This is a genomic window from Streptomyces sp. IMTB 2501 (assembly GCF_001953885.1).
Taxonomy (GTDB): Bacteria; Actinomycetota; Actinomycetes; order Streptomycetales; family Streptomycetaceae; genus Streptomyces.
On the sequence record NZ_MQUS01000017.1, the window covers coordinates 155071 to 179243 of the forward strand.

14 protein-coding genes and 3 pseudogenes are annotated in these 24173 nt (G+C 71.1%); all 17 read right to left on the reverse strand.

Features of this window, described 5'->3' with window-relative positions; genetic code table 11:
• Positions 1 to 7: 7 nt before the first annotated feature.
• Complete coding sequence (locus tag AV521_RS27600; RefSeq protein ID WP_076091785.1) at positions 8 to 1078, reverse strand: hypothetical protein; 1071 nt, start codon at positions 1076 to 1078, stop codon at positions 8 to 10.
• 89 nt (positions 1079 to 1167) lie between these two features.
• Positions 1168 to 1812 (reverse strand): hypothetical protein, encoded by a 645-nt coding sequence (locus AV521_RS27605; RefSeq protein ID WP_179023422.1) that lies wholly within the window; start codon positions 1810 to 1812, stop codon positions 1168 to 1170.
• 48 nt (positions 1813 to 1860) lie between these two features.
• Entirely contained in the window at positions 1861 to 3147 is a 1287-nt protein-coding gene (locus AV521_RS27610) for a glutamate-5-semialdehyde dehydrogenase (protein ID WP_076091789.1), read from the reverse strand.
• Between the two features lie 72 nt (positions 3148 to 3219).
• Entirely contained in the window at positions 3220 to 3645 is a 426-nt protein-coding gene (locus tag AV521_RS27615; protein ID WP_076091874.1) for a hypothetical protein, read from the reverse strand.
• A gap of 168 nt (positions 3646 to 3813) precedes the next feature.
• Entirely contained in the window at positions 3814 to 4920 is a 1107-nt protein-coding gene (gene proB / locus AV521_RS27620; protein WP_076091791.1) for a glutamate 5-kinase, read from the reverse strand.
• 177 nt (positions 4921 to 5097) lie between these two features.
• Positions 5098 to 6252 (reverse strand): annotated as a pseudogene (locus AV521_RS27625) (glycosyltransferase family 2 protein).
• 287 nt (positions 6253 to 6539) lie between these two features.
• Positions 6540 to 8208: pseudogene (locus AV521_RS27630) on the reverse strand (hypothetical protein); the annotation flags it as partial.
• A gap of 283 nt (positions 8209 to 8491) precedes the next feature.
• Complete coding sequence (gene obgE / locus AV521_RS27635; RefSeq protein WP_076091793.1) at positions 8492 to 9940, reverse strand: GTPase ObgE; 1449 nt, start codon at positions 9938 to 9940, stop codon at positions 8492 to 8494.
• Between the two features lie 134 nt (positions 9941 to 10074).
• Positions 10075 to 10329, reverse strand: a complete 255-nt coding sequence (rpmA, locus tag AV521_RS27640; RefSeq protein WP_023550764.1) for a 50S ribosomal protein L27 — start codon at positions 10327 to 10329, stop codon at positions 10075 to 10077.
• A gap of 14 nt (positions 10330 to 10343) precedes the next feature.
• Positions 10344 to 10664, reverse strand: coding sequence for a 50S ribosomal protein L21 (rplU, locus tag AV521_RS27645; RefSeq protein ID WP_009188585.1), 321 nt, complete (start codon positions 10662 to 10664; stop codon positions 10344 to 10346).
• Positions 10665 to 10896: 232 nt separating this feature from the next.
• On the reverse strand, positions 10897 to 15186 hold the full coding sequence (locus tag AV521_RS27650) for an Rne/Rng family ribonuclease (protein ID WP_079249427.1): 4290 nt from the start codon (positions 15184 to 15186) through the stop codon (positions 10897 to 10899).
• A gap of 262 nt (positions 15187 to 15448) precedes the next feature.
• Positions 15449 to 16225, reverse strand: coding sequence for a TIGR03936 family radical SAM-associated protein (locus AV521_RS27655; protein ID WP_076091795.1), 777 nt, complete (start codon positions 16223 to 16225; stop codon positions 15449 to 15451).
• 46 nt (positions 16226 to 16271) lie between these two features.
• Positions 16272 to 16616 (reverse strand): annotated as a pseudogene (locus AV521_RS27660) (hypothetical protein); the annotation flags it as partial.
• A gap of 296 nt (positions 16617 to 16912) precedes the next feature.
• Positions 16913 to 18874, reverse strand: coding sequence for a TIGR03960 family B12-binding radical SAM protein (locus tag AV521_RS27665; RefSeq protein ID WP_076091797.1), 1962 nt, complete (start codon positions 18872 to 18874; stop codon positions 16913 to 16915).
• Positions 18875 to 18944: 70 nt separating this feature from the next.
• The gene (locus AV521_RS27670) at positions 18945 to 20450 is read right to left on the reverse strand and encodes a CYTH and CHAD domain-containing protein (protein WP_076091799.1); all 1506 of its coding nucleotides are present in this window, start codon (positions 20448 to 20450) and stop codon (positions 18945 to 18947) included.
• A gap of 120 nt (positions 20451 to 20570) precedes the next feature.
• Positions 20571 to 21767 (reverse strand): rod shape-determining protein RodA, encoded by a 1197-nt coding sequence (gene rodA / locus AV521_RS27675; protein WP_076091802.1) that lies wholly within the window; start codon positions 21765 to 21767, stop codon positions 20571 to 20573.
• Positions 21764 to 24013: a penicillin-binding protein 2 gene (mrdA, locus tag AV521_RS27680; RefSeq protein ID WP_076091804.1), complete on the reverse strand. Its 2250-nt coding sequence runs from the start codon at positions 24011 to 24013 to the stop codon at positions 21764 to 21766. The genes rodA and mrdA overlap by 4 nt, the downstream gene beginning before the upstream one ends.
• Positions 24014 to 24173 lie beyond the last annotated feature (160 nt).

Below are 24173 nucleotides of genomic sequence, written 5' to 3' on the forward strand. Positions count from 1 at the left end.
ACGCCGCTCACACCTTCGGCTCGGCCCCGGCGGCCAGCGTCCCGCACAGAGCCGCAGGGCTGTCCGTCTCGTACGGATCGGTGCCCGCGGGGCCGCCGGTGTGGGCCGTCTGGCCCGCCAGCAGGGGACGGAGGTAGGCGGTGGAGTCCTCGGCGCAGGCGAGGGGGCCCGCCTGGACGTAGGACGTGACCAGCTGGACCTGATGGGTGCGCAGGTCGTCACGGGTGAAGCGGAAGGTCACCTCGCGGCGGACCGTGAACAGCGACGCGGCGGCGCCGGCCGCGGCACCGGTGGGGCGCAGGGCGTAGACGAAGGTGTGGTCGGCAGTGACCTCCAGCGCGCTCGAGTCACTCTCGACGGCCTGCAGATCGCCCTGGACGCGGATCCGGTCGTCGGCGAGCTGGGCGCGGGAGGGGTCGAGACGGACCAGCCAGCCGGTGGGGGCGTGCCGGCCGTCCGCCGCCGGGTGGTCGAAGCTCTGGTCGAACTGGTCGAGCTGGTCGGAGTCGATGAGGGAACGGACAGGGCTGACCTCGCGGCCGGTCAGCACCTCGGGGTAGAGCGAGGAACGGACTATGTAGTCCTTGGCGGTGGTGAGCGCGGTCACGACCTGGCTGTCGGAGAAGTGGGCGGTGCCGCGGGCGGCCGGCAGCGGAATCCCCTCGGCGCCGACATCGAACGGAGCGGCGTGGCTGTGCGCGTACAGGTACTCGGGGTCGGCGGCGCCGGGCACCTTGTCCGTCGGGGCGAGCGGGATCACCGTCATCCGCAGCGGCTCGGCGGGGCGCCGGGTCTGCGGGGCGCCGTAGGGGTGGCGGACGCCCATGTAGACCGCGGTGCCGAAGGCCACGGCGATCAGCAGGACGAGGACCAGGGCCTGCCGGGTGAGTCCGCGGTGCAGGGGCGGGCGACGGCGTACGGCGGGCGCGTGGTCGGCCATCCGCTCCTCGGCGGAGTACTCCTGGAGGCGGGCAGCACGGACGAACGACTCGTCGAACACGACGGATCGGTACTCGTCCTCTCCACCTGCGGGGCCGCCCTCGGGTGCGCCCTCCGGTGGGTCTCCAGGCTCGCCCATACTTTCAGAGTAGGTCTCGGGGGCCTCAGGTAAACGCCCTGCTACACGACAACTTCTGACAGGTGCTCACCAAAAGTGGGGGCGGGCGCTCAGGGGGAGCGCGGGATGGCCGAGGCGGCCGGCTGGGAGGAGTCGGCGGCGGCGGAGGGCGCGGCGGCGCCGCCCTGTTCCAGGCCGGTCGAGGCGGGCGTGGGGACCCCGTCGCGGGTGCCGGCGGAGCCGCCTCGGTAGACGGCGGCGAAGGCCAGGGCGACCATGCCTATGCCCATGACGACGGCGAGCAGCCAGGCGACGGGGCGGTGCCAGCGGACCTGTTTGCCGTAGGGGCCGAAGGGGCTGTGGCGCTCGTCGAGGACGTAGGTGTCGTCCAGCTCGTCATCGTCCCGATCTTGGCTGAGATCGGTCCCCTCGGGGGAGTACTTGTCGTCGTAGCGCTCGCCTCGGGCGTGGGCGCGGCGGGCCTCCGCCTCGGAGGCCTCGGCTCTGGCCTGTGCGGCGGCCAGGAGGCGTTCGACGGCGGTCGGCTCATGGACCACGGCCGCCTGTACGAAGGCCTCGTCGAAGACCACGGAGGCGAACTCTTCGTCCGACACCCCGTGGTCGTGGTCGTCGTCGGGCTCCCAGCCGTCAGGGAACGGCATGCCCCCCACGTCCTCCGGCACGGGTCCAGAGTAGACCTGGGGGGTCAATTTGGGCAGACGGTATGGAAATTCGTCTGACTGGTGAGACGCCATTTCGGCCGCCCGCCCCCTTCCCGGGACGTACGGCCGAACAGGTGAATCTCACGGGCGCACATGTCCGTCGCCGGTGACGATGTACTTCGTGCTGGTCAGCTCCGGCAGGCCCATCGGGCCGCGGGCGTGCAGTTTCTGGGTGGAGATGCCGATCTCGGCGCCGAAGCCGAACTGGCCGCCGTCGGTGAAACGGGTGGAGGCGTTCACGGCGACGGTGGTGGCATCGACCAGCTGGGTGAAGCGGCGGGCGGCCTGCTGGGAGGTGGTGACGATCGCCTCGGTGTGCCCGGAGGTCCACAGCCGGATGTGCTCGACGGCCTTGTCCAGCGATTCCACCACCGCTGCGGCGATGTCGTAGGAGAGGTACTCGGTCTCCCAGTCCTCGGCCACGGCCTCCACGACGGTCGCCTTGGAGTCCTTGGCGTAGGCCATGACCCGCTCGTCGGCGTGTACGGTGACGCCGGCCTCGGCGAGGGCGTCCAGGGCGCGCGGCAGGAACTCGGGGGCGATGTCCTGGTGGACGAGGAGGGTCTCGGCGGCGTTGCAGACGCTGACCCGCTGGGCCTTGGAGTTGATCAGGATGTCGATCGCCATGTCGATGTCGGCGGTCGCGTCGACGTAGACGTGGCAGTTGCCTGTGCCGGTCTCGATGACGGGGACGATGGACTCGCTGACCACGGTCTGGATCAGGGAGGCGCCGCCGCGCGGGATGAGGACGTCGACCAGGCCGCGGGCGCGCATCAGCTCGCGCACGGAGTCGCGGCTCTCGCCGGGTACCAGCTGGACGGCGTCGGCGGGCAGCCCGGCGCCGCCGACGGCGTCCCGGATGACGCGGACGAGGGCGGTGTTCGACTCGTAGGCGGAGGCGGAGCCGCGCAGCAGGACGGCGTTGCCGGACTTCAGGCAGAGGGCGGCGGCGTCGACGGTGACGTTCGGGCGGGCCTCGTAGATGATGCCGACGACGCCGAGCGGGACGCGGACCTGGCGCAGGTCGATGCCGTTGGGCAGGGTGGAGCCGCGGACGATCTCGCCGACCGGGTCGGGCAGCTTCGCGACGTCGCGGACGTCGGAGGCGATGGCGCGGACCCGCTCGGGGGTGAGGGTGAGCCGGTCGACGATGGCCTCGCTGGTGCCGTTCTCCCGGGCCTTGGCGATGTCCTTGGCGTTGGCCTCGACGATCTCGCTGGTCCGGACCTCCAGGGCGTCGGCGATGGCGAGCAGCGCGTCGTCCTTCACGGCGCGCGGGAGCGGCGCGAGGTCGGCGGCGGCGGCCTTGGCCCGGTAGGCGGCCTGGGTGACCGGGGACATGGAGTCGTACGGCGAGAGCGTGGTCATGAGGGAAGGGTAGTGCGCGGTGCCGCGCGCTCACCGCTCATCCCAAACCGCGAGACAAGCCCTCAGGACCGCTCAAAAGGGATGCACCCCGACCGGCGTCGCCGGTGCCGGGCCGTATCCCTCGGCGATGCGGTGGTGGTAGGTCTCGCGGTCGATGACCTCCAGGCCGACGATCTCCCAGGCAGGCAGGCCGGCGCTCTGCCGGTGCTCGCCCCACAGGCGCAGGGCCACGGCGGCGGCGTCGTGCAGATCGCGGGCCTCTTCCCAGTACCGGATCTCGGCGTGGTCGGGCGCGTATCTGCTGGTGAGCAGGAAGGGGTGGTCGTGGGCCAGCTGTTCCAGGGCCCGCCGCAGCTCGGACAGGGGGACCTGCTTCCCGGAGACACTGAGGGTGACATGCCACAGGCGGGGCAGGTCCTTGGGCTCTTCGTAGGCGTCCCCGGCCGCGACGCTCGTCAGAGCACCGCGCGACGTCGCCCCAGGGCGCGCTCGTCTCACGACGGCCTCCTTCACGCTTGGCTCGCATGGCCCCTTGACGGAACGTGTTCCTTCACATGTCCCAGACACAAAGTTGAGCAGGCCTTGGAGCCCCGCGTGGTGGTTTTACGGAACGTCCCCCACCGGGGGCGGACCTTACGCCCCGTTTTACGAGCGGTTTTGCGAGTGTCAGGGGTGCAGGAGCACCAGGTCGTCCCTGTGTACGACCTCGCGTTCGTACGCCGGACCCAGCTCGCGGGCCAGCTCGCGGGTCGAACGCCCGATCAGCCGCGGGATCTCCTTGGCATCGAAGTTGACGAGCCCCCGGGCCACCGCGCGCCCGGTCGTGTCGCGCAGTTCGACGGGGTCCCCGGCGCTGAACTCGCCCTCCACGGCGGCGATTCCGGCGGGCAGCAGGGAGGTGCGGCGCTTCACGACCGCGTCCACCGCGCCGTCGTCCAGGGTCAGTGCGCCCTGCGGGGTGGAGGCGTGCTGCAGCCACAGGAGGCGGTCGGCGGAGCGTTTGCCGGTGGGGTGGAAGTAGGTGCCGGTGTCGCCGCCGCTCAGCGCGTCCGCCGCGTGCACGGCACTGGTGAGGACCACGGGGATGCCGGCTGCGGCAGCGATCCCGGCGGCCTCGACCTTGGTGACCATGCCGCCGGTGCCGACGCCGGCCTTGCCCGCGCTGCCGATCTCGACACCGGCGAGGTCCTCGGGGCCCTTCACTTCCGCTATCCGGGAGGTGCCGGGCTTGCTGGGGTCCCCGTCGTAGACACCGTCGATGTCCGAGAGGAGGACGAGCAGGTCGGCGTGGACGAGGTGGCCGACGAGGGCGGCGAGGCGGTCGTTGTCGCCGAAGCGGATCTCGTCGGTGGCGACCGTGTCGTTCTCGTTGACGATTGGGAAGGCGCCCATCGCGAGGAGCTTGTCGAGGGTGCGGGAGGCGTTGCGGTGGTGGGCGCGGCGGCTCATGTCGTCGCTGGTGAGCAGGACTTGGCCGACGCGGACGCCGTAGCGGGCGAAGGAGGCGGTGTAGCGGGCGACGAGCAGGCCCTGGCCGACACTGGCGGCGGCCTGCTGCCGGGCGAGGTCCTTCGGGCGGCGGCGCAGCCCGAGCGGGGCGAGCCCCGCGGCGATGGCGCCGGAGGAGACGAGGACGATCTCCCGCTCTCCCCCGCTGCGGATCTTGGCGAGCACGTCGACCAGCGCGTCGACACGGTCGGCGTCCAGGCCCCCGGCGGCGGTGGTCAGCGACGAGGAGCCCACCTTGACGACGATCCTGCGGGCCTCGCCCACGGCCTGCCTAGCCCTTGCCACCTTGCCCTCTGTTCCCCTCGTGTTTCCCGCGCGCGGTTCCGGCCGCCTCTTGGCAATCTACGCGAAGGGGATCGTCCCGTGCCCACCGGTCCACCCTCCGGACAGGCGGTGCGTAGCCGTCCGCTCACGCTCTGCGCTTGTGGAAATCAAGGCCCGTCAGGCCGCCGCCCTGAAGTCGTTCGGCGTCAGCATCCGCCGCACCTTGCGGAGTGCCCGGCGCAGGAAGGAGCTGGCTGCGGCCTCGCGGTGGCCGTGGACGGCGCGGGCCTCGCGGGGCTCGGCGAGGTGGATGTCGTCCGGGACGCCCGCCGCCTTGGACCGGAAGCGCGGGTGGACGAGGCAGACGCGGGTGCCGCGCTTCTCCGGGATCGCGCCGGCCTGCTTCTTCGCCTTGACGAACTCGACGACGTCCAGCAGCGGATCGGCTCGCTGGCGGGGATCAGGTGCAGCCGCAGCCGCTCGTGGACCTTGAGCCGGCGGGCCACACCGGGTGTCCAGCAGGCCTCCGTCAGCGGCTCGGCCAGTTCCAGCTTGCGCCGGCGGACCTCGTCGCCGCCCTTGAGGAACTTCGGCCCGAACTGCGGCAGCAGGGTGATGAGGAACGGCCGGATCATGAGGAGGTCGCGCCGCTCGCCGGCCGGGACCATGTCGGCGAGCAGCTTCATCAGGGCGCGCGGAGTCGAAGCGCACGGTGCGGCTGCCGCTCTTGATGACGTGCTTGCCGTCGTCGCGGCCGACCAGGTGGTAGCAGGGGTGGTCGGCGAGGACGGAGACGCCATTCGCGCGCAGGTACGCCTCCATGATGAAGAGGGCGTCCTCGTCGGTGAACAGCGACTCGTCGAAGCGCATGCCGTGCCTGTCCAGCAGTGCGCGGCGGAACAGCTTCTGGGCGCTCAGGGTGAACTTGACGTTGGAGGAGAAGACGTCGGTCCGGCCGAGGGTCTTGCCCCACATGGACTTCGGCGCGGTGCGGTTGACGCCCTCGACCTTGCCGAGCACCGCGTCGGTGCCGTTCTCGTCGCCCATGGCGACCATGCGCTGAAGCGCTTGGGGGCCGAGCCGGTCGTCGGCGTCGAGGAAGAAGACGTACCGGCCGCTCGCCTTGGCGAGGCCGACGTTGCGGGGGCCGCTCGGGCCGCCGGAGTTCGCCTGGCGGATGACGGTGACGCGCATGGGGGCGCGGGCGGCGAACTCCTCCAGGCATTCCCCGGTGCCGTCCGTCGAGCCGTCGTCGACCGCGATGACCTCGAAGCGTTCGGGATCGATGGTCTGCGCCCCGGCGGACGCCAGGCACTCGACCAGATTCGGCATCGCTTCGCACGCCCCGATGACCACGCTCACATCGGGCTGCGGCACAACGGGTCACACTTACCCCTTACATGGGACATTCCCTGCGATTTACCTTAATCGCAACCCGTTGGACCTTCTTACCCTGCAAGCGATTACCCCCCACCAGGCCAGTAGTGGTCGAAGTCACAAGAGGTAAGAGTTGCTCACTTTCCTTCGGCGGCCCCGGGTAAGAGCGATCTGTAGGGAATCTGAACGTAAGGCGAACGAAAAAGGGCCGGTCCGTGGGCCGGCTCTCTCACCTGCGGGGGTCAGCCCGCGTTCACTCCGTCGACATCGTCGGCGGACACGGTCCGCTGCCCGGGCACCGCGTCGGTCAGCTCGGCGGCCTGTGCGGGGTCCGTACCCACGGCGCCCGACCGGGACCGCTGGCCGACGTTGCGGGCCTCGGCCTTGCGGCCGAGATCGGCCACCGCGGCGTTGAACTGGTCGATGGACTTCGGCTCGTCCGAGCCCAGCAGATGGCGCTTGAGCTCCTTGCGGGCGCCCGTCAGCGGGTCCGTGGACGGGTCGCGCACTGCGTCCAGCAGGACGCCTGGCTCGGCCGCGTCGTTGGACAGGATCACCGCGGCGCGTACGGCCGTGTTCTGCCGCTTGAACTCCTCGTGACCGAGGTCGCCGGAGTCGGTGACCGCGTACGGCTTGCCGCTCGCGATGAAGCCGGACACCACGGAGGAGATGTCGGAGACCATCGCGTCGGAGACGTTGAAGCAGTCGTACAGGCGCGGCTCGGCGCCCGTGATCACACGGTGCTCGTACGAGGGGAAGGCGCGCCAGTAGGCGGTGTTCCACTCGGCGCGCAGCCGGGCGATCTCCTCGTGCCTGGCCACGTCGGCGATGCCGTCACGGGTGGCCTCGGCTTCGTCGCCCTTGCTGTCGGCGCCCTTGCCTGTCAGGTCGGCGATCCGGGCCCCGATCCGGGCCAGGTCCGCCTTCGCCTTGGCCTGGGCGGCCTTGTCGGCAGTGAAGCGCGGATCGGCGGCACGCTCGGCGGCAGCCTTCTCGACCAGCGCGGTGATCCGCCGGTGCGCGGCGCCGGCCTCCTTGCTGACGGTGCCGGTGAACGGGTGCGGCTGGTACAGGACGCGGACCGGCGGGTCGGCCGCGATCAGCTTCCGCACGATGTTCTCGCCGGCGAGAACGATCGAGGTGTTGCCCGGGTTGCCGTCCCAGCCCTCCCAGGTCGGCGCGTACAGGACGGTCGGGCAGGATGCGTCGGCGGCCGCGCCGCGGGGGCCGTCGGGCACGCCCTGCCAGGTCTCGATGGGCGCGAGCTGCGGGCGGCCCACCGCCGACCTCCACGATGTCGTCGTCGCGGACGCCGACGTCGGCGAGGGAGTAGCGGTCACGGCCGGCCCGGCCGGCGGTCCACACCTCGTGGTAGACCTTGCTGTACGGGTTGACGCCGGCGAGCTTGCCGCTGTCGCCGTGACCGATGAAGGCGTGCTTCATGATGAAGGCGTGCTTCATGATGGGCACGCACAGCAGGTGGATGTTCTTGCCGACGTTGGCCGCGTAGAGCGCCACGCGCACGGTCGACAGGTCCAGGTTCATCAGGTGCACCCTTCCGGGCACGCAGATGACGGGGACCGTGGTCGGCGCGAGGTTGTTCAGGATGGCGCGCTCGCGCAGGAGGATCAGCGGCCGGGTCTCCAGCTGCTCCATCGTCTCCAGCCACATGTTGACCTGGTACGCGGAGTCCTTGGAGCCGGAGACGTACAGCATCGTCCCGGGCCGGTAGCCGGCCAGCCAGTCGTCGACGGCGGCGGCGGAGAGGACGGCGTCGGCCTTGGGCTGGGTCTTCCGGCCGCGGATGTACGGCACGAGCACGAGGACGTAGGGCAGGCCGAGGCCGACGGTGAGGCCGATGCCGGTGAAGCCCGCGGCCGCCGAGGAGTCCAGTTCGGCGGAGACCAGGATCGACACCCGCCCGGATCTCGCTGAGGCGGCTACGGGCCGTGCCCGGCAGTCTGAGTCGCACGGAGGGCCGCGGCGCCGAGCACGCACGGCGGCCCCGGTGGTCGGCAAGCGGCGACGAGCGACACCAGTCGCGAGTATGACAAGAGCGGACGGCGCAAGGCCCGGCAGGCCGGTTACGCGCCTGAGCCGGACAACCGGTCCGGGGGCTGAGGACGATGCCCTTCAAGCGGAAGCGCCGTCCGGGGGCGGAAACCCCCGGACGGCGGCAACAGCAGCCCGAGCCTTACTCGAACGGGTCGAACTCGTCGTACTCGCGCAACGCCTCGTCCCGCTCCGCTTCCTTGTCCTTACGGCGCTGCGCCGCAGGCCGGGCCGCGTCGAAGCGGTGGTCCTCGCCACGGCGGCCGAGCATCTCCGCGCCCGCCATGACCGTCGGCTCCCAGTCGAAGACGACCGCGTTCTCCTCGGGACCGATCGCGACGCCGTCGCCGGACCGGGCGCCCGCCTTCATCAGCTGCTCTTCCACACCCAGGCGGTTGAGCCGGTCGGCGAGATAGCCGACGGCCTCGTCGTTGTTGAAGTCGGTCTGGCGCACCCAGCGTTCGGGCTTCTCGCCGCGCACCCGGAACAGCAGCTCGCCGCCGACCTCCTCGCGGGTGACGGTGAAGCCCGTGTCGTCCACGGCCTTGGGCCGGATGACGATCCGGGTCGCCTCCTCCTTCGGCCTGGCCGCGCGCGCCTTGCCGACCAGCTCACCGAGCGCGAACGACAGCTCGCGCAGCCCGATGTGGGCGACGGCCGACACCTCGAAGACGCGGTAGCCGCGGGCCTCCAGGTCGGGCCGGACCATCTCGGCGAGGTCCTTGCCGTCCGGCACGTCGACCTTGTTCAGGACGACGATCCGGGGCCGGTTGTCGAGGCCGCCGTACTGCCGCAGCTCCTCCTCGATGACGTCGAGGTCGGAGACCGGGTCGCGCTCGGACTCCAGGGTCGCGGTGTCCAGCACGTGCACCAGCACGCTGCACCGCTCCACATGCCGCAGGAACTCGAGTCCGAGGCCCCTGCCCTGGCTGGCGCCCGGGATCAGCCCCGGCACGTCGGCGATGGTGTAGACGGTCGAACCGGCCGTCACGACACCGAGGTTCGGCACGAGGGTCGTGAAGGGATAGTCGGCGATCTTCGGCTTGGCCGCGCTGAGCACCGAGATCAGCGAGGACTTGCCGGCGCTCGGGTAGCCGACGAGCGCCACGTCGGCGACGGTCTTCAGCTCCAGGACGATGTCGTGGAGGTCACCCGGCACGCCGAGCAGTGCGAAGCCGGGCGCCTTGCGGCGGGCGGAGGCCAGCGCCGCGTTGCCGAGGCCGCCGCGCCCGCCCTGCGCGGCGATGTACGAGGTGCCGTGGCCGACGAGGTCGGCGAGCACATTGCCCGCCCTGTCCAGCACGACCGTGCCGTCCGGCACCGGCAGGACCAGGTCCTGGCCGTCCTTGCCGGAGCGGTTGCCGCCCTCGCCGGGCTTGCCGTTGGTGGCCTTGCGGTGCGGCGAGTGGTGGTAGTCGAGCAGTGTCGTCACCGACTGGTCGACGGTGAGGATGACATCACCGCCCCGACCGCCGTTGCCGCCGTCGGGGCCGCCGAGCGGCTTGAACTTCTCTCGGTGTACGGAGGCACAGCCGTGGCCTCCGTTACCCGCGGCGACGTGCAGCTCGACGCGGTCCACGAAGGTGGTCATGGTTCGGTGCCTCCAGAAAAGTACGGATATATCTCGTCGTCAACACAGTGGTCAACACGCGAAAGGCGGACCCGCCTTCCCGACCGGGAAGTGAGGTCCGCCTCGCGAAAGCGTTCGGCGCTGAATCAGGCGATTCAGGCGACCGGAACGATGTTCACGACCTTGCGGCCACGGTGGGTACCGAACTCCACCGCACCGGCCTGCAGGGCGAACAGCGTGTCGTCGCCGCCACGGCCGACACCGGCGCCGGGGTGGAAGTGGGTGCCGCGCTGACGGACCAGGATCTCACCCGCGTTCACGACCTGACCGCCGAAGCGCTTCACGCCGAGCCGCTGGGCATTGGAGTCGCGACCGTTCCGGGTGGACGATGCGCCCTTCTTGTGTGCCATGTCTCCTCAGTCCCTTACTTCGCAGCCGTGGGGATCGACGTGACCTTGATCGCCGTGTACTGCTGGCGGTGGCCCTGCCGACGGCGGTAGCCGGTCTTGTTCTTGTAGCGCAGAATGTCGATCTTCTGGCCCTTGTGGTGGTCCACGACCTCGGCCTGGACCTTGATGCCGGCCAGCACCCACGGGTCGCTGGTCACGGCGTCGCCGTCGACAACGAGCAGGGTCGAGAGCTCGACCGTGTCGCCAACCTTGGCGGTGGAAATCTTGTCAACCTCAACGATGTCGCCGACAGCAACCTTGTGCTGGCGACCACCGCTGCGCACGATGGCGTACACGCGGATCTCTCTTTCGCTCGTTCAGAACCGGCACCCCCGCAGGCCAGCCGCCCTTTGTTGCATGGGCGACCTCTCCCGGCCCGACTTGCGTCCGGGAGGATGAGGTTTACGGGGATGTGGCGCGCTCAGTGACACGCCGACGGTCAAGGTTACGGGGCGGGGCCGAGGGGGTCAAACCGGGCCCCGGGCGGTGTGCGGCCGGTCACTCGGGACCGGCCGCACACCCGGGGCGTCAGCCCTCGTCGCCGGTGGCGGAGACCGTGGTGGTCTTCTTCGCCGTCGACTTCGCGGCGGCCGTCTTGGCCGCCTTCTTGGCCGTCGTCTTCTTCGCGGCCGTCTTCTTGGCCACGGTCTTCTTGGCCGTCGTCTTCTTGGCGGCGGCCTTCTTCGCCGTGGCCTTCTTGGCGGTCTTGCGGGCCGCCTTCTTGGCCGGAGCAGCCTCCTCTGCCGGCACCTCGGCCGCCTCCGCGACCGCCGGGGCCTCCTCCGCCACGGCCGACGGTACGACCAGGACGGCCGTTTCCCCGGCCGCGGCCGGCGCGCCGACCTTGCGCACCGCACGACGGCGCGGGCGGGCCGGGGCGGCGCTCTCTGCGGGCGCCTCCTCGACCGGAGCGACCGGGGCCGGTGCCGCGGCCTCGGGCCGGGCCTCCGGCTGTGCCACCGGCGCCTCGGCCGCGGACACGGCCTCGGGCACCGTCACCACGGTCGCCTCGGCTCCCGCGGGGGAACCGGCCGGCGCCGACACCTTCCGGGTCGCACGACGGCGCGTACGGCCCTTGGGCGCGGCCTCCTCGACCGCCTGGCCGGCGACGGCCACATGGGCGACCGCTTCCCCGGCGGCGGCCACCGGGACGACCGGCGCCGCGACTGCCTCTTCCTTCGGCGCCTCGGCGGCCTCGGCGGCCTGTTCGGCCACAGCGACAGCCTCAGCTGCGGCCTTCTCGGCCTTGGCGGCCTTGGGAGCCTTCTCGGCCTTCGGCGCGCCCGCCGGAGCCGAGGCCCGGCGGCTCGCCCGGCGGCGGCTACGGCCACGGGTGGCCGCCGCCTCCGCCTCGGCGACGCTGCTGTACAGCTCCTCGTCCGGCGCGAACTCGGGCGCGGGGAGGGCGGCCGGCACGGCGACCTCGGCGGCCACCTCGGCGGCGGTCTCCGCCTCCGGCTCGACGGCCTCACCCGTCTCGACGGCCACGGCGGCGGTCTCGTGCACATGCTCGTGCACGTCACCGCCCCGGCCGCGCTTCTTGCGCTTGCCGGCACCACCGCCACCGACGGCCGTCGGCTGCTCCATGTGCACGATGACACCGCGGCCGTTGCAGTGGACACAGGTCTCGGAGAAGGACTCCAGAAGACCCTGGCCCACCCGCTTGCGGGTCATCTGCACCAGGCCCAGCGAGGTCACCTCGGCCACCTGGTGCTTCGTACGGTCACGGCCCAGGCACTCCAGCAGGCGGCGCAGCACCAGGTCGCGGTTGGACTCCAGGACCATGTCGATGAAGTCGATGACGACGATGCCGCCCAGGTCGCGCAGCCGCAGCTGGCGCACGATCTCCTCGGCCGCCTCCAGGTTGTTCCTGGTCACGGTCTCTTCGAGGTTGCCGCCCTGGCCGGTGAACTTGCCGGTGTTGACATCGATCACGACCATCGCCTCGGTCTTGTCGATCACCAGCGAACCACCGCTCGGCAGCCAGACCTTGCGGTCCAGTGCCTTGGCGAGCTGCTCGTCGATCCGGTAGGTGGCGAAGGCGTCGACCTCGGAGGTCCACTTGGACAGCCGCTCGGCGAGGTCCGGCGCGACGTGCGAGACATACCCGTGGACGGTGTCCCAGGCCTCGTCACCGCTGACGATGACCTTGGAGAAGTCCTCGTTGAAGATGTCGCGCACGACCCGGACGGTCATGTCCGGCTCGCCGTACAGCAGCGTCGGGGCGTTGCCGTTCTTGGACTTCTTCTGGATGTCCTCCCACTGCGCCTGCAGCCGCTCGACGTCCCGGCGCAGCTCGTCCTCGCTCGCGCCCTCGGCGGCGGTGCGCACGATGACACCCGCGTCCTCGGGGACGATCTTCTTGAGGATCGTCTTCAGCCGGGCCCGCTCGGTGTCGGGCAGCTTGCGGCTGATGCCGGTCATCGAGCCCTCGGGGACGTACACGAGGTAGCGGCCCGGGAGGGAGACCTGGCTGGTCAGACGGGCGCCCTTGTGCCCGATCGGGTCCTTCGTCACCTGGACGAGGACGGACTGGCCGGACTTCAGCGCGGACTCGATGCGGCGCGGGCCGTTGGCCATGCCCAGCGCCTCGAAGTTGACCTCACCGGCGTACAGGACAGCGTTGCGGCCCTTGCCGATGTCGATGAAGGCGGCCTCCATCGACGGCAGCACGTTCTGCACCTTGCCCAGGTAGACATTGCCGACGTACGACGTCGACTGCTCCTTGTTGACGTAGTGCTCGACGAGCACGCCGTCCTCAAGCACGCCGATCTGGGTGCGCTCGCCGTGCTGGCGCACGACCATCACACGCTCGACGGCCTCGCGGCGGGCCAGGAACTCGGCCTCGGTGATGATCGGAACGCGGCGCCGGCCCTGCTCACGGCCTTCCCGGCGGCGCTGCTTCTTGGCCTCCAGCCGGGTCGAGCCCTTGATGGACTGCACCTCGTCGGACGGCTCGCTCGGCTTGCGCGGCTCGCGGACCTTGACGACCGTGCGCTCGGGGTCGCCCTCGTCGGGCTCGGTGTCCACGGACGTGTCGCCGGCCCGGCGACGACGGCGCCGGCGGCGCCGGCTGCTGGAGGAGCCGCCGGCCTCGTCGCGAGCCTCCTCGGCGTCCTCTTCCTCCTGCTCGGCGGTGTCCTCGGCGTCCTGCTCGGCCTGCTCGGCGGCCAGCTCCTCGGCGTCCGCGCCCTCGCCCTCGGCGGCGTCACCCCGACGGCGGCGCCGACCGCCACGACGGCGACGGCGGCGCGAACCGGCCTCCTCGAAGCCCTCGGCGCCCTCCGTCTCCTCGGCCTCCTCGCCCTCGGCGAGGTCCTCGGCCGTCTCGGCGGACTCCTCGGCTTCCTGCTCCTCCTCGGCGGCGGCCTCGACGGCGCGCGTCTCCTCGGCGGCGGCACCCTTGCGGCGACGGCGGCGGCGCGAGCCGGTCTCGGCGCGCTCCTCCGCGTACTCCTCGGCCTCCTCGGGCTCCTCCGTCTCGGCGGCCTCCGCGGCGGCCTCGGCGGCGGCGCGCTCCGGGGTCTGGAACTTCGGCTCGGCGAACACCGGCGCCTGGAAGACGGCGACGGCGGGACGGGCCGGGCGACGCTTGCCCTCGGCCTCGGGAGCCTCGGTCTCGGCGGCCTGCGCGGGCTGCTGGGCGGGCTCGGAGAATCCGAACACCGGACGCACGGCCCGGCGCCGGCTGCGGCGCGGTGCGGCCTCCTCGGTGGCCTGCGGCTCCTGGGCGGCGGGGGAAGTGGTGACGGGGACCTCCGGGGTGGGCGCCGCGGCACCGGCCTCGGCGGACTTCTCGGCCTCGGCGGCGGGAGCGGTGGGAACCTCCGCAGCCGGGACCGGCTCGGCGGCGGACTCGGCACCCTTCGGCTCACCGGTCGGCGCGGACACGCGGCGGGTGGCCCGGCGGCGGGTACGACGCGGAGCGGACTCCTCGACGTCACCGCTCACCTCGGCGGGAACGGCGGCCTCGGCGGCGGGAGTTTCGGCGGCGGGAGTCTCCGTGGCGGCGGACTCGGCGGCCTGGGGCGCACCGGCGGGCGCGGACGCCCGGCGGGTCGCACGACGGCGCGGACGCGCGGCGGGCGCGGCCTCCTCGGCGGCGGCGGGCGTCTCGACGGCGGGCTGTTCCTGGGCCTCCTCGGCCTCGGCGGCGGTGGCCGGGACCACGGTCTCGGTGGCCTCGGCGGCCGACGGCGTCCCCGCGGGCGCGGACGCACGGCGCGTGGCCCGACGGCGAGGACGAGCGGCGGGCGCGGCCTCCTCGGCGGGGGCGGCAGCCACGGCGGCCTCAGCCGTCACGGGAGCCTCGTCGGCCCCGGGAGCGACAGCGGCCGGCGCGGACACGCTGCGCGTGGCGCGGCGGCGGGTACGACGCGGAGCGGCCTCCTCACCGACGACGACCTCGCCGCCGTCGGCGACGGCAGCGGGCTGCTCGGTCTGGGCGACGGTGGACCCGGCCGGTACGACGGTCTCGGTGGCCTCGGCGGCCTCGGCGGCCGACGGCGTCCCCGCGGGCGCGGACGCACGGCGCGTGGCCCGACGACGAGGACGAGCGGCGGGCGCGGCCTCCTCGGCGGGGGCGGCAGCCACGGCGGCCTCAGCCGTCGTGTCTTCGGCCTCTTCGATCTCTGCGGCCTCGACGATGTCGTCGGACTCCGCGGCCGGTATGGCCGGGAGGGTCACCTCGGTGGCAGCCGCGGCCGCGGCCGGCGGACCCGCCGGTCGGGAGGCGGCACGGCGACGCCTGCGCGGCGGCAGGGTGTCGCTGGGAGTGTTCAGTTCGGAACCCTCAATGGGTTCGGTCGGCTCGAGCATGCGGGCGTTTCTCCCGTCAGGCTCCCGGGCGCCGCGCCTGGTCCGGCGTCGGTCTCGATGGACCGTCCGCCGTTGACGTCCACGGCCCGCGTGATCCGCGATGGCCGCCGTCCGGGGCGCGGGCGCCGCACGGGAGCACTCTGTGTCCTGTCTCGCCGGTTCCGTACGCCTTGTCGGTACGGCCTGGCGAAAGTCTTCTGGTCGGTGCGCTGCCCGACCCAGGTGGCTCCCGAGTACAAGGGCGGCGCTACGACGTCCGTCCCTACGCGGGACCTTCCGGCATCGGCGCCGTCGCGGCGGCGGCCGGTGTGGCCGTCAAGGCCCCGGCTGCCTCGCGGTCGGGCGCGAGCGGGTCAGTCACCGTGCCGGTCTCTTCATCGAGCAGCCCCTGCGCCAGCCTGGTCACCGCTGCGGGGACCGGCGGCGCCAGGTCGGCCACGGCGCGGAGACCGGACAGGACGTCGTCGGGTCGTACGGCAGGCGTCACGTGCCGAACAACCAGCCGCAGTATCGCACAGGGCTGGTCGGTCGGCCTATCAGCCGGTGAACCGTGCGTTTCCAGGCTCACCACGGCGGGGCGGGCGTCGAAGGTACGGACGCCGTTCTTGGTCATCCGCTGCACCTCGACGGTCTCGGCCCCGTTGAAGGCCGAGACCGCGCGCTCGGCGTCGGCCGGGGCGACGCCGTCCAGCCGCAGCTCCCAGACGGAAGCCGTGAGCCGGTCGGCGAGGCCCGAGGTCCGCGCCTCGACCGCGTCTACGATGTCGAGCCCGGCGGGCAGCGACTCGTCGAGGAGGACGCGCAGCGTCTCCGGGTCACGCGGTGCGGTGAGCGCGATCTCCAGATACTCCGCCTCACTGCCCGTGCCGGTGGGTGCGGCATTGGCGTACGACACCTTCGGGTGCGGCGTGAAACCGGCCGAGTACGCCATGGGCACCTCGGCGCGGCGCAGCGCCCGCTCGAAGGCGCGCTGGAAGTCTCGGTGGCTGGTGAACCTCAGGCGGCCGCGCTTGGTGTAGCGCAGTCGGATGCGCTGCACCGCGGGTGCGGGCGGCGGGCCTTCGGGCTGTCGCTTGCCCAGTGTCCTAGTCCTTCGTGAGTGCGGTCGTACTGCTACCAAGAGTACGTGCAGCGGGCCCCCGAAGTTCCCGCCGGTCCACCGGGACCGGCTGCCGCTGCTCGCCGAACAGCATCCGCCGGAAGTCGGCCCGGGCCTGCCGTACCGTGTCGCGAGCGCTGGTCAGCGCGTCTCGGACGGACCGGCCCACCACCCGCACGCCCTGGGCGACGGGCCGCAGGACGGCGGCGCGGACGGCGTGGCCGACTGGGGTGAGGGCGGTCCGGTACACCCAGCGCACCGGCTCCACGAAGATCCACTGGAACAGGGTCGCAAGCGGCCGGCCGACGGCCCGCGAGATCCGTCCGGTGATCCAGCACAGCCCGTGAACTCACCCTCCACCGAAGCCCAGCGAGCCCCCTTCCCAGCAAGGGAGGGGGCTCAAGGAGCACACGGTCGCGCACAGACCTAGAGGGAAGACCTCACACCCGCTCCACCTCGGAGACGACGTTCGGGGGACTCCCGGGGCCCGGCAGCGGCGTCCGAGAGGACACCGACGGCACTGACGGGCGAGGACACGAAGCGCCCACGGCAGTCAGCACGGCCGCCGCCTCCTCCTCGCTCACCCCCGCCAGCGCCTCCACCACCCGATCGAGTGCCTCGCCCACCTCAGTGCGCGTGACCGCTCGAAGCCGGCGTCGGACCCGCGTTCTTGACCGTCAGAGGCAGCAGCTTCTTGCCGGTCGGGCCGATCTGGATGTGGGTGTCCATCTGCGGGCAGACGCCGCAGTCGAAGCACGGGGTCCAGCGGCAGTCCTCGACCTCGGTCTCGTCGAGGGCGTCCTGCCAGTCCTCCCAGAGCCAGTCCTTGTCCAGGCCGGAGTCGAGGTGGTCCCAGGGCAGGACCTCCTCGTAGCCGCGCTCGCGGGTGGTGTACCAGTCGACGTCCACGCCGAAGGGGGCGAGGGCCTTGTCGGCGCAGGCCATCCAGCGGTCGTAGGAGAAGTGTTCGCGCCAGCCGTCGAAGCGGCCGCCGTCGTCGTACACCGCGCGGATCACCGCGCCGATGCGGCGGTCGCCGCGGGACAGCAGCCCCTCGACGATGCCGGGCTTGCCGTCGTGGTAGCGGAAACCGATCGAGCGGCCGTACTTCTTGTCGCCGCGGATCTTGTCCCGGAGCTTGGCGAGACGCGCGTCCGTCTCCTCCGCCGACAGCTGGGGCGCCCACTGGAACGGGGTGTGGGGCTTCGGGACGAAGCCGCCGATCGAGACCGTGCAGCGGATGTCGTTCGCGCCCGAGACCTCGCGGCCCTTCTGGATGACGTGCATCGCCATGTCGGCGATCTGCAGGACGTCGTCGTCGGTCTCGGTCGGCAGGCCGCACATGAAGTACAGCTTCACCTGGCGCCAGCCGTTGCCGTACGCCGTCGCGACGGTCCGGATCAGATCCTCTTCCGAGACCATCTTGTTGATGACCTTGCGGATGCGCTCGGAGCCGCCCTCCGGGGCGAAGGTGAGACCGGACCGGCGGCCGTTCCTCGTCAGCTCGTTCGCCAGGTCGATGTTGAACGCGTCGACGCGGGTGGAGGGGAGGGACAGGCCGATCTTGTCCTCCGTGTAGCGGTCCGCCAGGCCCTTGGCGATGTCGCCGATCTCCGAGTGGTCCGCCGAGGACAGGGAGAGGAGGCCGACCTCCTCGAAGCCCGTCGCCTTCAGGCCCTTGTCGACCATCTCGCCGATGCCCGTGATCGAACGCTCACGGACCGGGCGGGTGATCATGCCGGCCTGGCAGAAGCGGCAGCCGCGGGTGCAGCCGCGGAAGATCTCCACCGACATCCGCTCGTGCACCGTCTCGGCCAGCGGCACGAGGGGCTGCTTGGGGTACGGCCACTCGTCCAGGTCCATGACGGTGTGCTTGCTGACCCGCCACGGGACGCCGCTCTTGTTCGGTACGACGCGGGCGATCCGGCCGTCCTGCAGGTACTCGACGTCGTAGAACGCCGGGATGTACACCGCACCCGTCTTCGCCAGGCGGAACAGGACCTCCTCGCGGCCGCCGGGGCAGCCCTCGGCCTTCCACTCGCGGATGATCCGGGTCATGTCGAGCACGGCCTGCTCGCCGTCCCCGATGACCGCCGCGTCGATGAAGTCGGCGATCGGCTCCGGGTTGAACGCCGCGTGGCCGCCGGCCAGGACGATCGGGTCGTCCAGCCCACGGTCCTTGGACTCCAGGGGGATACCCGCCAGGTCCAGGGCCGTCAGCATGTTCGTGTAGCCCAGCTCAGTGGAGAAGCTGAGGCCGAACACGTCGAAGGACTTCACCGGGCGGTGGGTGTCGACCGTGAACTGCGGGACGCCGTGCTCACGCATCAGCGCCTCCAGGTCCGGCCACACGCTGTAGGTGCGCTCGGCGAGGACGCCCTCCTGTTCGTTGAGGACCTCGTAGAGGATCATGACGCCCTGGTTGGGCAGACCCACCTCGTACGCGTCCGGGTACATGAGCGCCCAGCGGACGTCGCACTCGTCCCAGTTCTTGACGGTGGAGTTGAGCTCTCCGCCGACGTACTGGATCGGCTTCTGCACGTGGGGGAGCAGAGCTTCGAGCTGCGGGAAAACCGACTCGACAGGCATCTCGCGAACCTTCATGAGCTGACAGGGGTGACCATCAAGCCTAACCCGCCCGGCGGACTCCCCCGTACGCTCAGACGGACGCCCCGGAGCCGATCTCCTTCCACAGTCCGGGCAGCTCCGCCTCAGCCTGCGCTGCCCGTGCCTCCTCGCGCCCGTACAGCACCCCGTACGTGAACGCGCTCTCCCCCGCCGCGTGCGCCACCGCGGACAGCTCGCGCAGGGTCAGCCGGGTCATGACACTGTCCTGGTGTTCACCGAGGAGGGTAGTCAGGTTCTTCATGGCCTTGGTCAGGGAGCGGGCCGGTTTGCCGAGGGCGGTGGTGGCCGCCTCGGCCGCGTACCGGGTGCGCTTGGCCTTCTTGCGGGCCTCGTGCACGGCGACGTCGCGTTCCTCGCCGGGCGGGGCGCCGAGTGCCTGCTCGACCAGGGCGGACAGGGTCATAAGGTCTTTGTCCACAGCCTTGGCGATCACCTTGTCCGGCTGTTTTCCGGCGGCCTTGCGCAGTGGTGGGTCGGCGAGGAGGCCGTCCAGGGTGTCCAGCAGGGTGAGATAGCGGCGGGAGTCCAGCACGCCGGTCACATGCGCGTGCGCGCCCCCGTGCCGGGACTCGGACCAGGCCGCGAGGCGCTCGTGGACGGGGCCGGTGACCAGGCCGGGCGGGAGGGCGGCGAGGGCCGCCGTCAGGCGCTCGGCCATCACCTCCTGGTCGCGGTCGATGCCCAGCGCGCCCGCGAGCCACTTCAGCTCCACGCCGATGGGGTCGGTGACGGTGCGGTCGAGGACGGAGCGGAAGCTGCGCAGGGTGCTGCGGGCTCGGCGGGTGGCGACCCGCATGCGGTGCACGGAGTCGGGCACGTCACGGCGGACGGCCGGGTCCAGCTCGACCAGCACGTCCCGCTGGGCCCGCAGATAGGCGAGCACATGGTCACCGGCCGTCATCGGCGCGGGCTCGCCCTTCTTACGGCTCCGACGGCGGTGCCCTCCCGTCTGTTCCAGGGCCCGGGCCAGCTTCGACGGCGACTTCGAGCGGCGCACGCCCGCCTTGCGCAGCCGTTTCTCCACCAGGTCGAGGAAGGCGGGGTCGCCGTCGTCGGCCAGTTCCACCTCGATCTCGGTCCACTGGGCGGCCCCTCCCCCGCCGCCGAGCCGCTCGGCGGTCACGGCGTCCACGCTTGCCTCGGCCAGCAGGGCACCGTCGGCGTCGACCAGGTGGCGCACATCGCGGGCTGAGCGCAGCCGGACCAGCGGGATCAGCTCGGCGTCCCGGACCCGGGAGCGGACGAGGGCGGCGATCTCCTCGGGAATGGTGTCGGAGAGCGGGGCCCGGATCTCGTCGCGCACGCCGGGTCCGACCGGGAACTTCAGATGCCAGCCGGCGTCCGAGCCGCCGGTGCGGCGGCGCAGGGTGAGGGCGGCGTCGGCCAGGCGTTCGTCGGCGGTGTCGTAGTAGGTGGCGTCGAGTTCCATCAGGCCCTTGTCCAGGACGGCCGCCACCCCGCCGACGCCCGTCAGGTCGGGCAGCCCACTGTCGTCGGACTCGTACTTGCGCTCGATCTCGCGCTTCGTATCCGCCATGAATTGAATCTAGTGGGCCATGGAGCGACGCGGCAGGGGCCGCCCCGGATGAATAGCAGGAAAATTCCACACATCCACCCGGTGAACGACCGTTCGCGATACCGACGGGCCGCCGCAGGCCTACGCCGACATGGGTCTCTGCACCTTGATCGACTGCAGCAGTCCCACCGCCACCCAGACCGCGAACATCGACGAACCGCCGTACGACACGAACGGCAGGGGCAGACCGGTGACCGGCATGATGCCGAGGGTCATACCGATGTTCTCGAAGGCCTGGAACGCGAACCAGGCGACGATTCCGGCGGCCACGATCGTCCCGTACAGCTCGGTGGAGTCACGGGCGATCCGGCAGGCGCGCCACAGCACCACACCCAGCAGGAAGATGATCAGGCCGGCGCCGGCGAAGCCCAGCTCCTCCCCCGCGACCGTGAAGACGAAGTCCGTCTGCTGCTCGGGCACGAACTGGCCGGTGGTCTGCGAGCCGTGGAAGAGGCCGGCGCCGGTCAGTCCGCCTGAGCCGATGGCGATACGGGCCTGGTTGGTGTTGTAGCCGACGCCCGCCGGGTCCAGGTTCGGGTTGGCGAAGGCGGCGAAGCGGTTGATCTGGTACTGGTCCAGGATGTGCAGCTGCCAGATGGCGACACAGCCGAGCACACCGGTGATGAGCAGTCCGAAGATCCAGCGGTTGGAGGCGCCGGAGGCGAGCAGCACACCCAGGATGATGGCCACCATGGCGAGGACTGTGCCGAGGTCGGGCATGAGCAGCACGATCAGGATCGGCACCGCGGCCAGGCCGAGGGACTGCATGACCGTGCGGTGGTCGGGGTACCGCTTGTCCCCGGCGTCGACCCGGGCCGCCAGTATCATCGCCATGCCCAGGATGATCGAGATCTTCACGAACTCGGCGGGCTGGAGCGAGAAGCCGCCGCCGAACACGATCCAGTTGCGGCTGCCGTTGATGGTGGCGCCGAGCGGGGTGAGCACCAGCAGCACCCCGAACAGCGAGATGCCGTAGAGGATCGGCACGGCGTTGCGCAGGGCGCGGTGGCCGAGCCAGAGCGTGCCGATCATCAGAGCGAAGCCGATGCCGAGGTTCATCAGATGGCGGACCAGGAAGTAGTACTGGTCGCCCTGGTTGATCTCGGTGCGGTTGCGGGTCGCGGAGTACACCAGCAGCGAACCCAGCAGCGACAGCACGAAGGCGGCCAGCAGCATCGGCCAGTCCAGCCTGCGGGCCAGCGAGTCGCGGGCGAGGAGCCTGGTCCAGCCGGCCCGCTCGGGGCCGTACCCCGAGACGGAGAAGCTGTTGCCGGTCATGAGGGCATCCTCCGGCGTCCCCTCTTGCGAGGGCGCCTGCGGGTGTTGCGGTTGCCCGTGGTGGGTGACGCCGTCGCGGCGGGCTGCTGGCTGTCGCCGTTGCTGGGGTTGTCCTTCTGGGCGGTCTCGGCGTCCTTGGCCGGGTCGCCGCTGACCTTCGGGGCGTCGATCGTGCCGTCCCTGCGGACCTTCGGCAGGCCCTGCTGCGGCTGGGACAGCAGCGCCTTCTTGTTGTCGATGGAGCCGTCGCCCTGGACGCCGTAGAGCGCGCTGTAGATGTTGCGCACGGCCTCACCGGCGGAACCGGAACCCGTACCCGCCTGGGAGATCGTCATGATCACCGAGTAGTCCTTGGAGTACGTGGCCAGCCAGCCAGTGGTCTGCTTGCCGTAGACCTCCGCCGTACCGGTCTTGCCGTGCAGCGCGATCTTGTTCTGCGGCCAGCCGTTGAACTTCCACGCCGCCGTACCGCGGGTGATGACGCCGGCGAAGGCGTCGTTCATGCCGTTGAGGGTGGCTTGGTTGACGGGCAGCTTGCGCTGCACCTTGGGCTTGATCTCCTGGACGGTCTTTCCGTCGGGGCTGACGATCGCCTTGCCGATGGTCGGGAAGTACTCGGTGCCGCCGTTGGCGACGGCGCCGTAGATCATCGCCTCCTGGATCGGCGTGACGAGCGTGTCGCCCTGGCCGATGGAGTAGTTGATCTCGTCACCCTCGCGCATCTTGTTGCCTTCGAGGCAGTTCTCGTAGGCGATCTTCTCGACGTAGCTGCCGTCCTTCTTGCCGGACTTGCACCAGGCGTCCTTGTTGGCCTTCCAGTAGTCCAGCTTCCACTGGCGGTCGGGGACACGGCCGGTGACCTCGTTGGGCAGGTCGATGCCGGTCTCCTTGCCGAGGCCGAACTGGTGGGCCGTCTTGAAGAACCAGTCCTTGGGCTGGCCCTTCTTGGGGTTGATGCCGCCGTCCTTCTTCCACTCGTTGTCGCCGAGGCCGTAGAAGACGGTGTCGCAGGAGACCTCCAGGGCGCGGCCGAGGGAGATCGGGCCGAAGTTCTCGCCCTCGAAGTTCTTGAAGACCTGGCCGCCGACCGAGTAGGAGCTGGTGCAGGGGTAGCCGCCGTCCCAGGCGTAGCCGGCCTGGACCGCGGCGGCCGTGGAGACCACCTTGAAGGTCGAACCGGGGGCCGCCTGACCCTGTATGGCCCGGTTGAGCAGCGGGTAGTCGGAGTCCTTGCCGGTCAGGGACTTGTAGTCCTTGGCGGAGATGCCGCCCACCCACACATTCGGGTCGTAGGTCGGCTCCGAGGCCATCGCGACGATCCGGCCGGTCTTGGCCTCCATGACGATGACGGCGCCGGAGTCGGCCTTGAAGTTCTCGCCGGTGTTCTTGTCGAACTGCTGGCGGGCTGCCTTCATCGCCTTGTCCAGTTCGTACTCCGAAACGCGCTGCACGCGGGAGTCGATGCTGGTGACCAGGTTGGCACCGGGCTCGGCGGGGTCCGCCTTGGCCTTGCCGATGACCCGGCCGAGGTTGTCGACCTCGTAGCGCGTGACGCCGGCCTTGCCGCGCAACTCCTTGTCGTACTCCCGCTCCAGGCCGGAGCGGCCGACCATGTCGGAGCGCAGATAGGGCGACTGGGTGTTCTTGGCCTTCTGGATCTCGTCGTCGGTGACGGGTGAGAGATAGCCGAGCACCTGCGCGGTGTTGGACTTGCCCGGACCCGGGTAGCGGCGCACGGCCTCGGGCTGGGCGGTGATGCCGGGGAAGTCCTCGGAGCGCTCGCGGATCTGCAGGGCCTGCTTGGGGGTGGCCTCGTCGGTGATCGGGATCGGCTGGTACGGCGAGCCGTTCCAGCACGGCTGGGGGGTCTTGGCGTCGCACAGGCGGACCTTCTGGATGACGTCCTCGGGCTTCACGCCGAGGACGCCGGCCAGTTTGGTGAGGACCGCCTTGCCGTCGTCCTTCTGCTTGAGCAGGTCGGTGCGGGAGGCGGAGACGACCAGGCGGGTCTCGTTGTCCGCGAGGGGCACGCCGCGGGCGTCCAGGATGTCACCGCGCACGGCGGGGTCGACGACCTGCTGGACGTGGTTGCCGGACGCCTCCTTCTGGTACTGCGCGCCCTCGCGGATCTGCAGATACCACAAGCGGCCGCCGAGCGTGCCGAGGAGGGAGAGGACGAGGATCTGGATCACGATGAGCCGGATCTGGACCCGTGGGGTCCGACCGGTCTCGGGGATGTTGGTCACTGCGGCTGCCTCCCCCTCTCAGTGCGCGGACGTCTGTGTGCGCGGCGCGGATGTACGAACCGGCCGCGTGCGTACGAATGATGAACGACCAGCCTGTGAGCCCGCGTTCCGGGACAGCTGACCCGTTCGGGTGAACTCCGCGGGACCCGCAGGCGCTTGA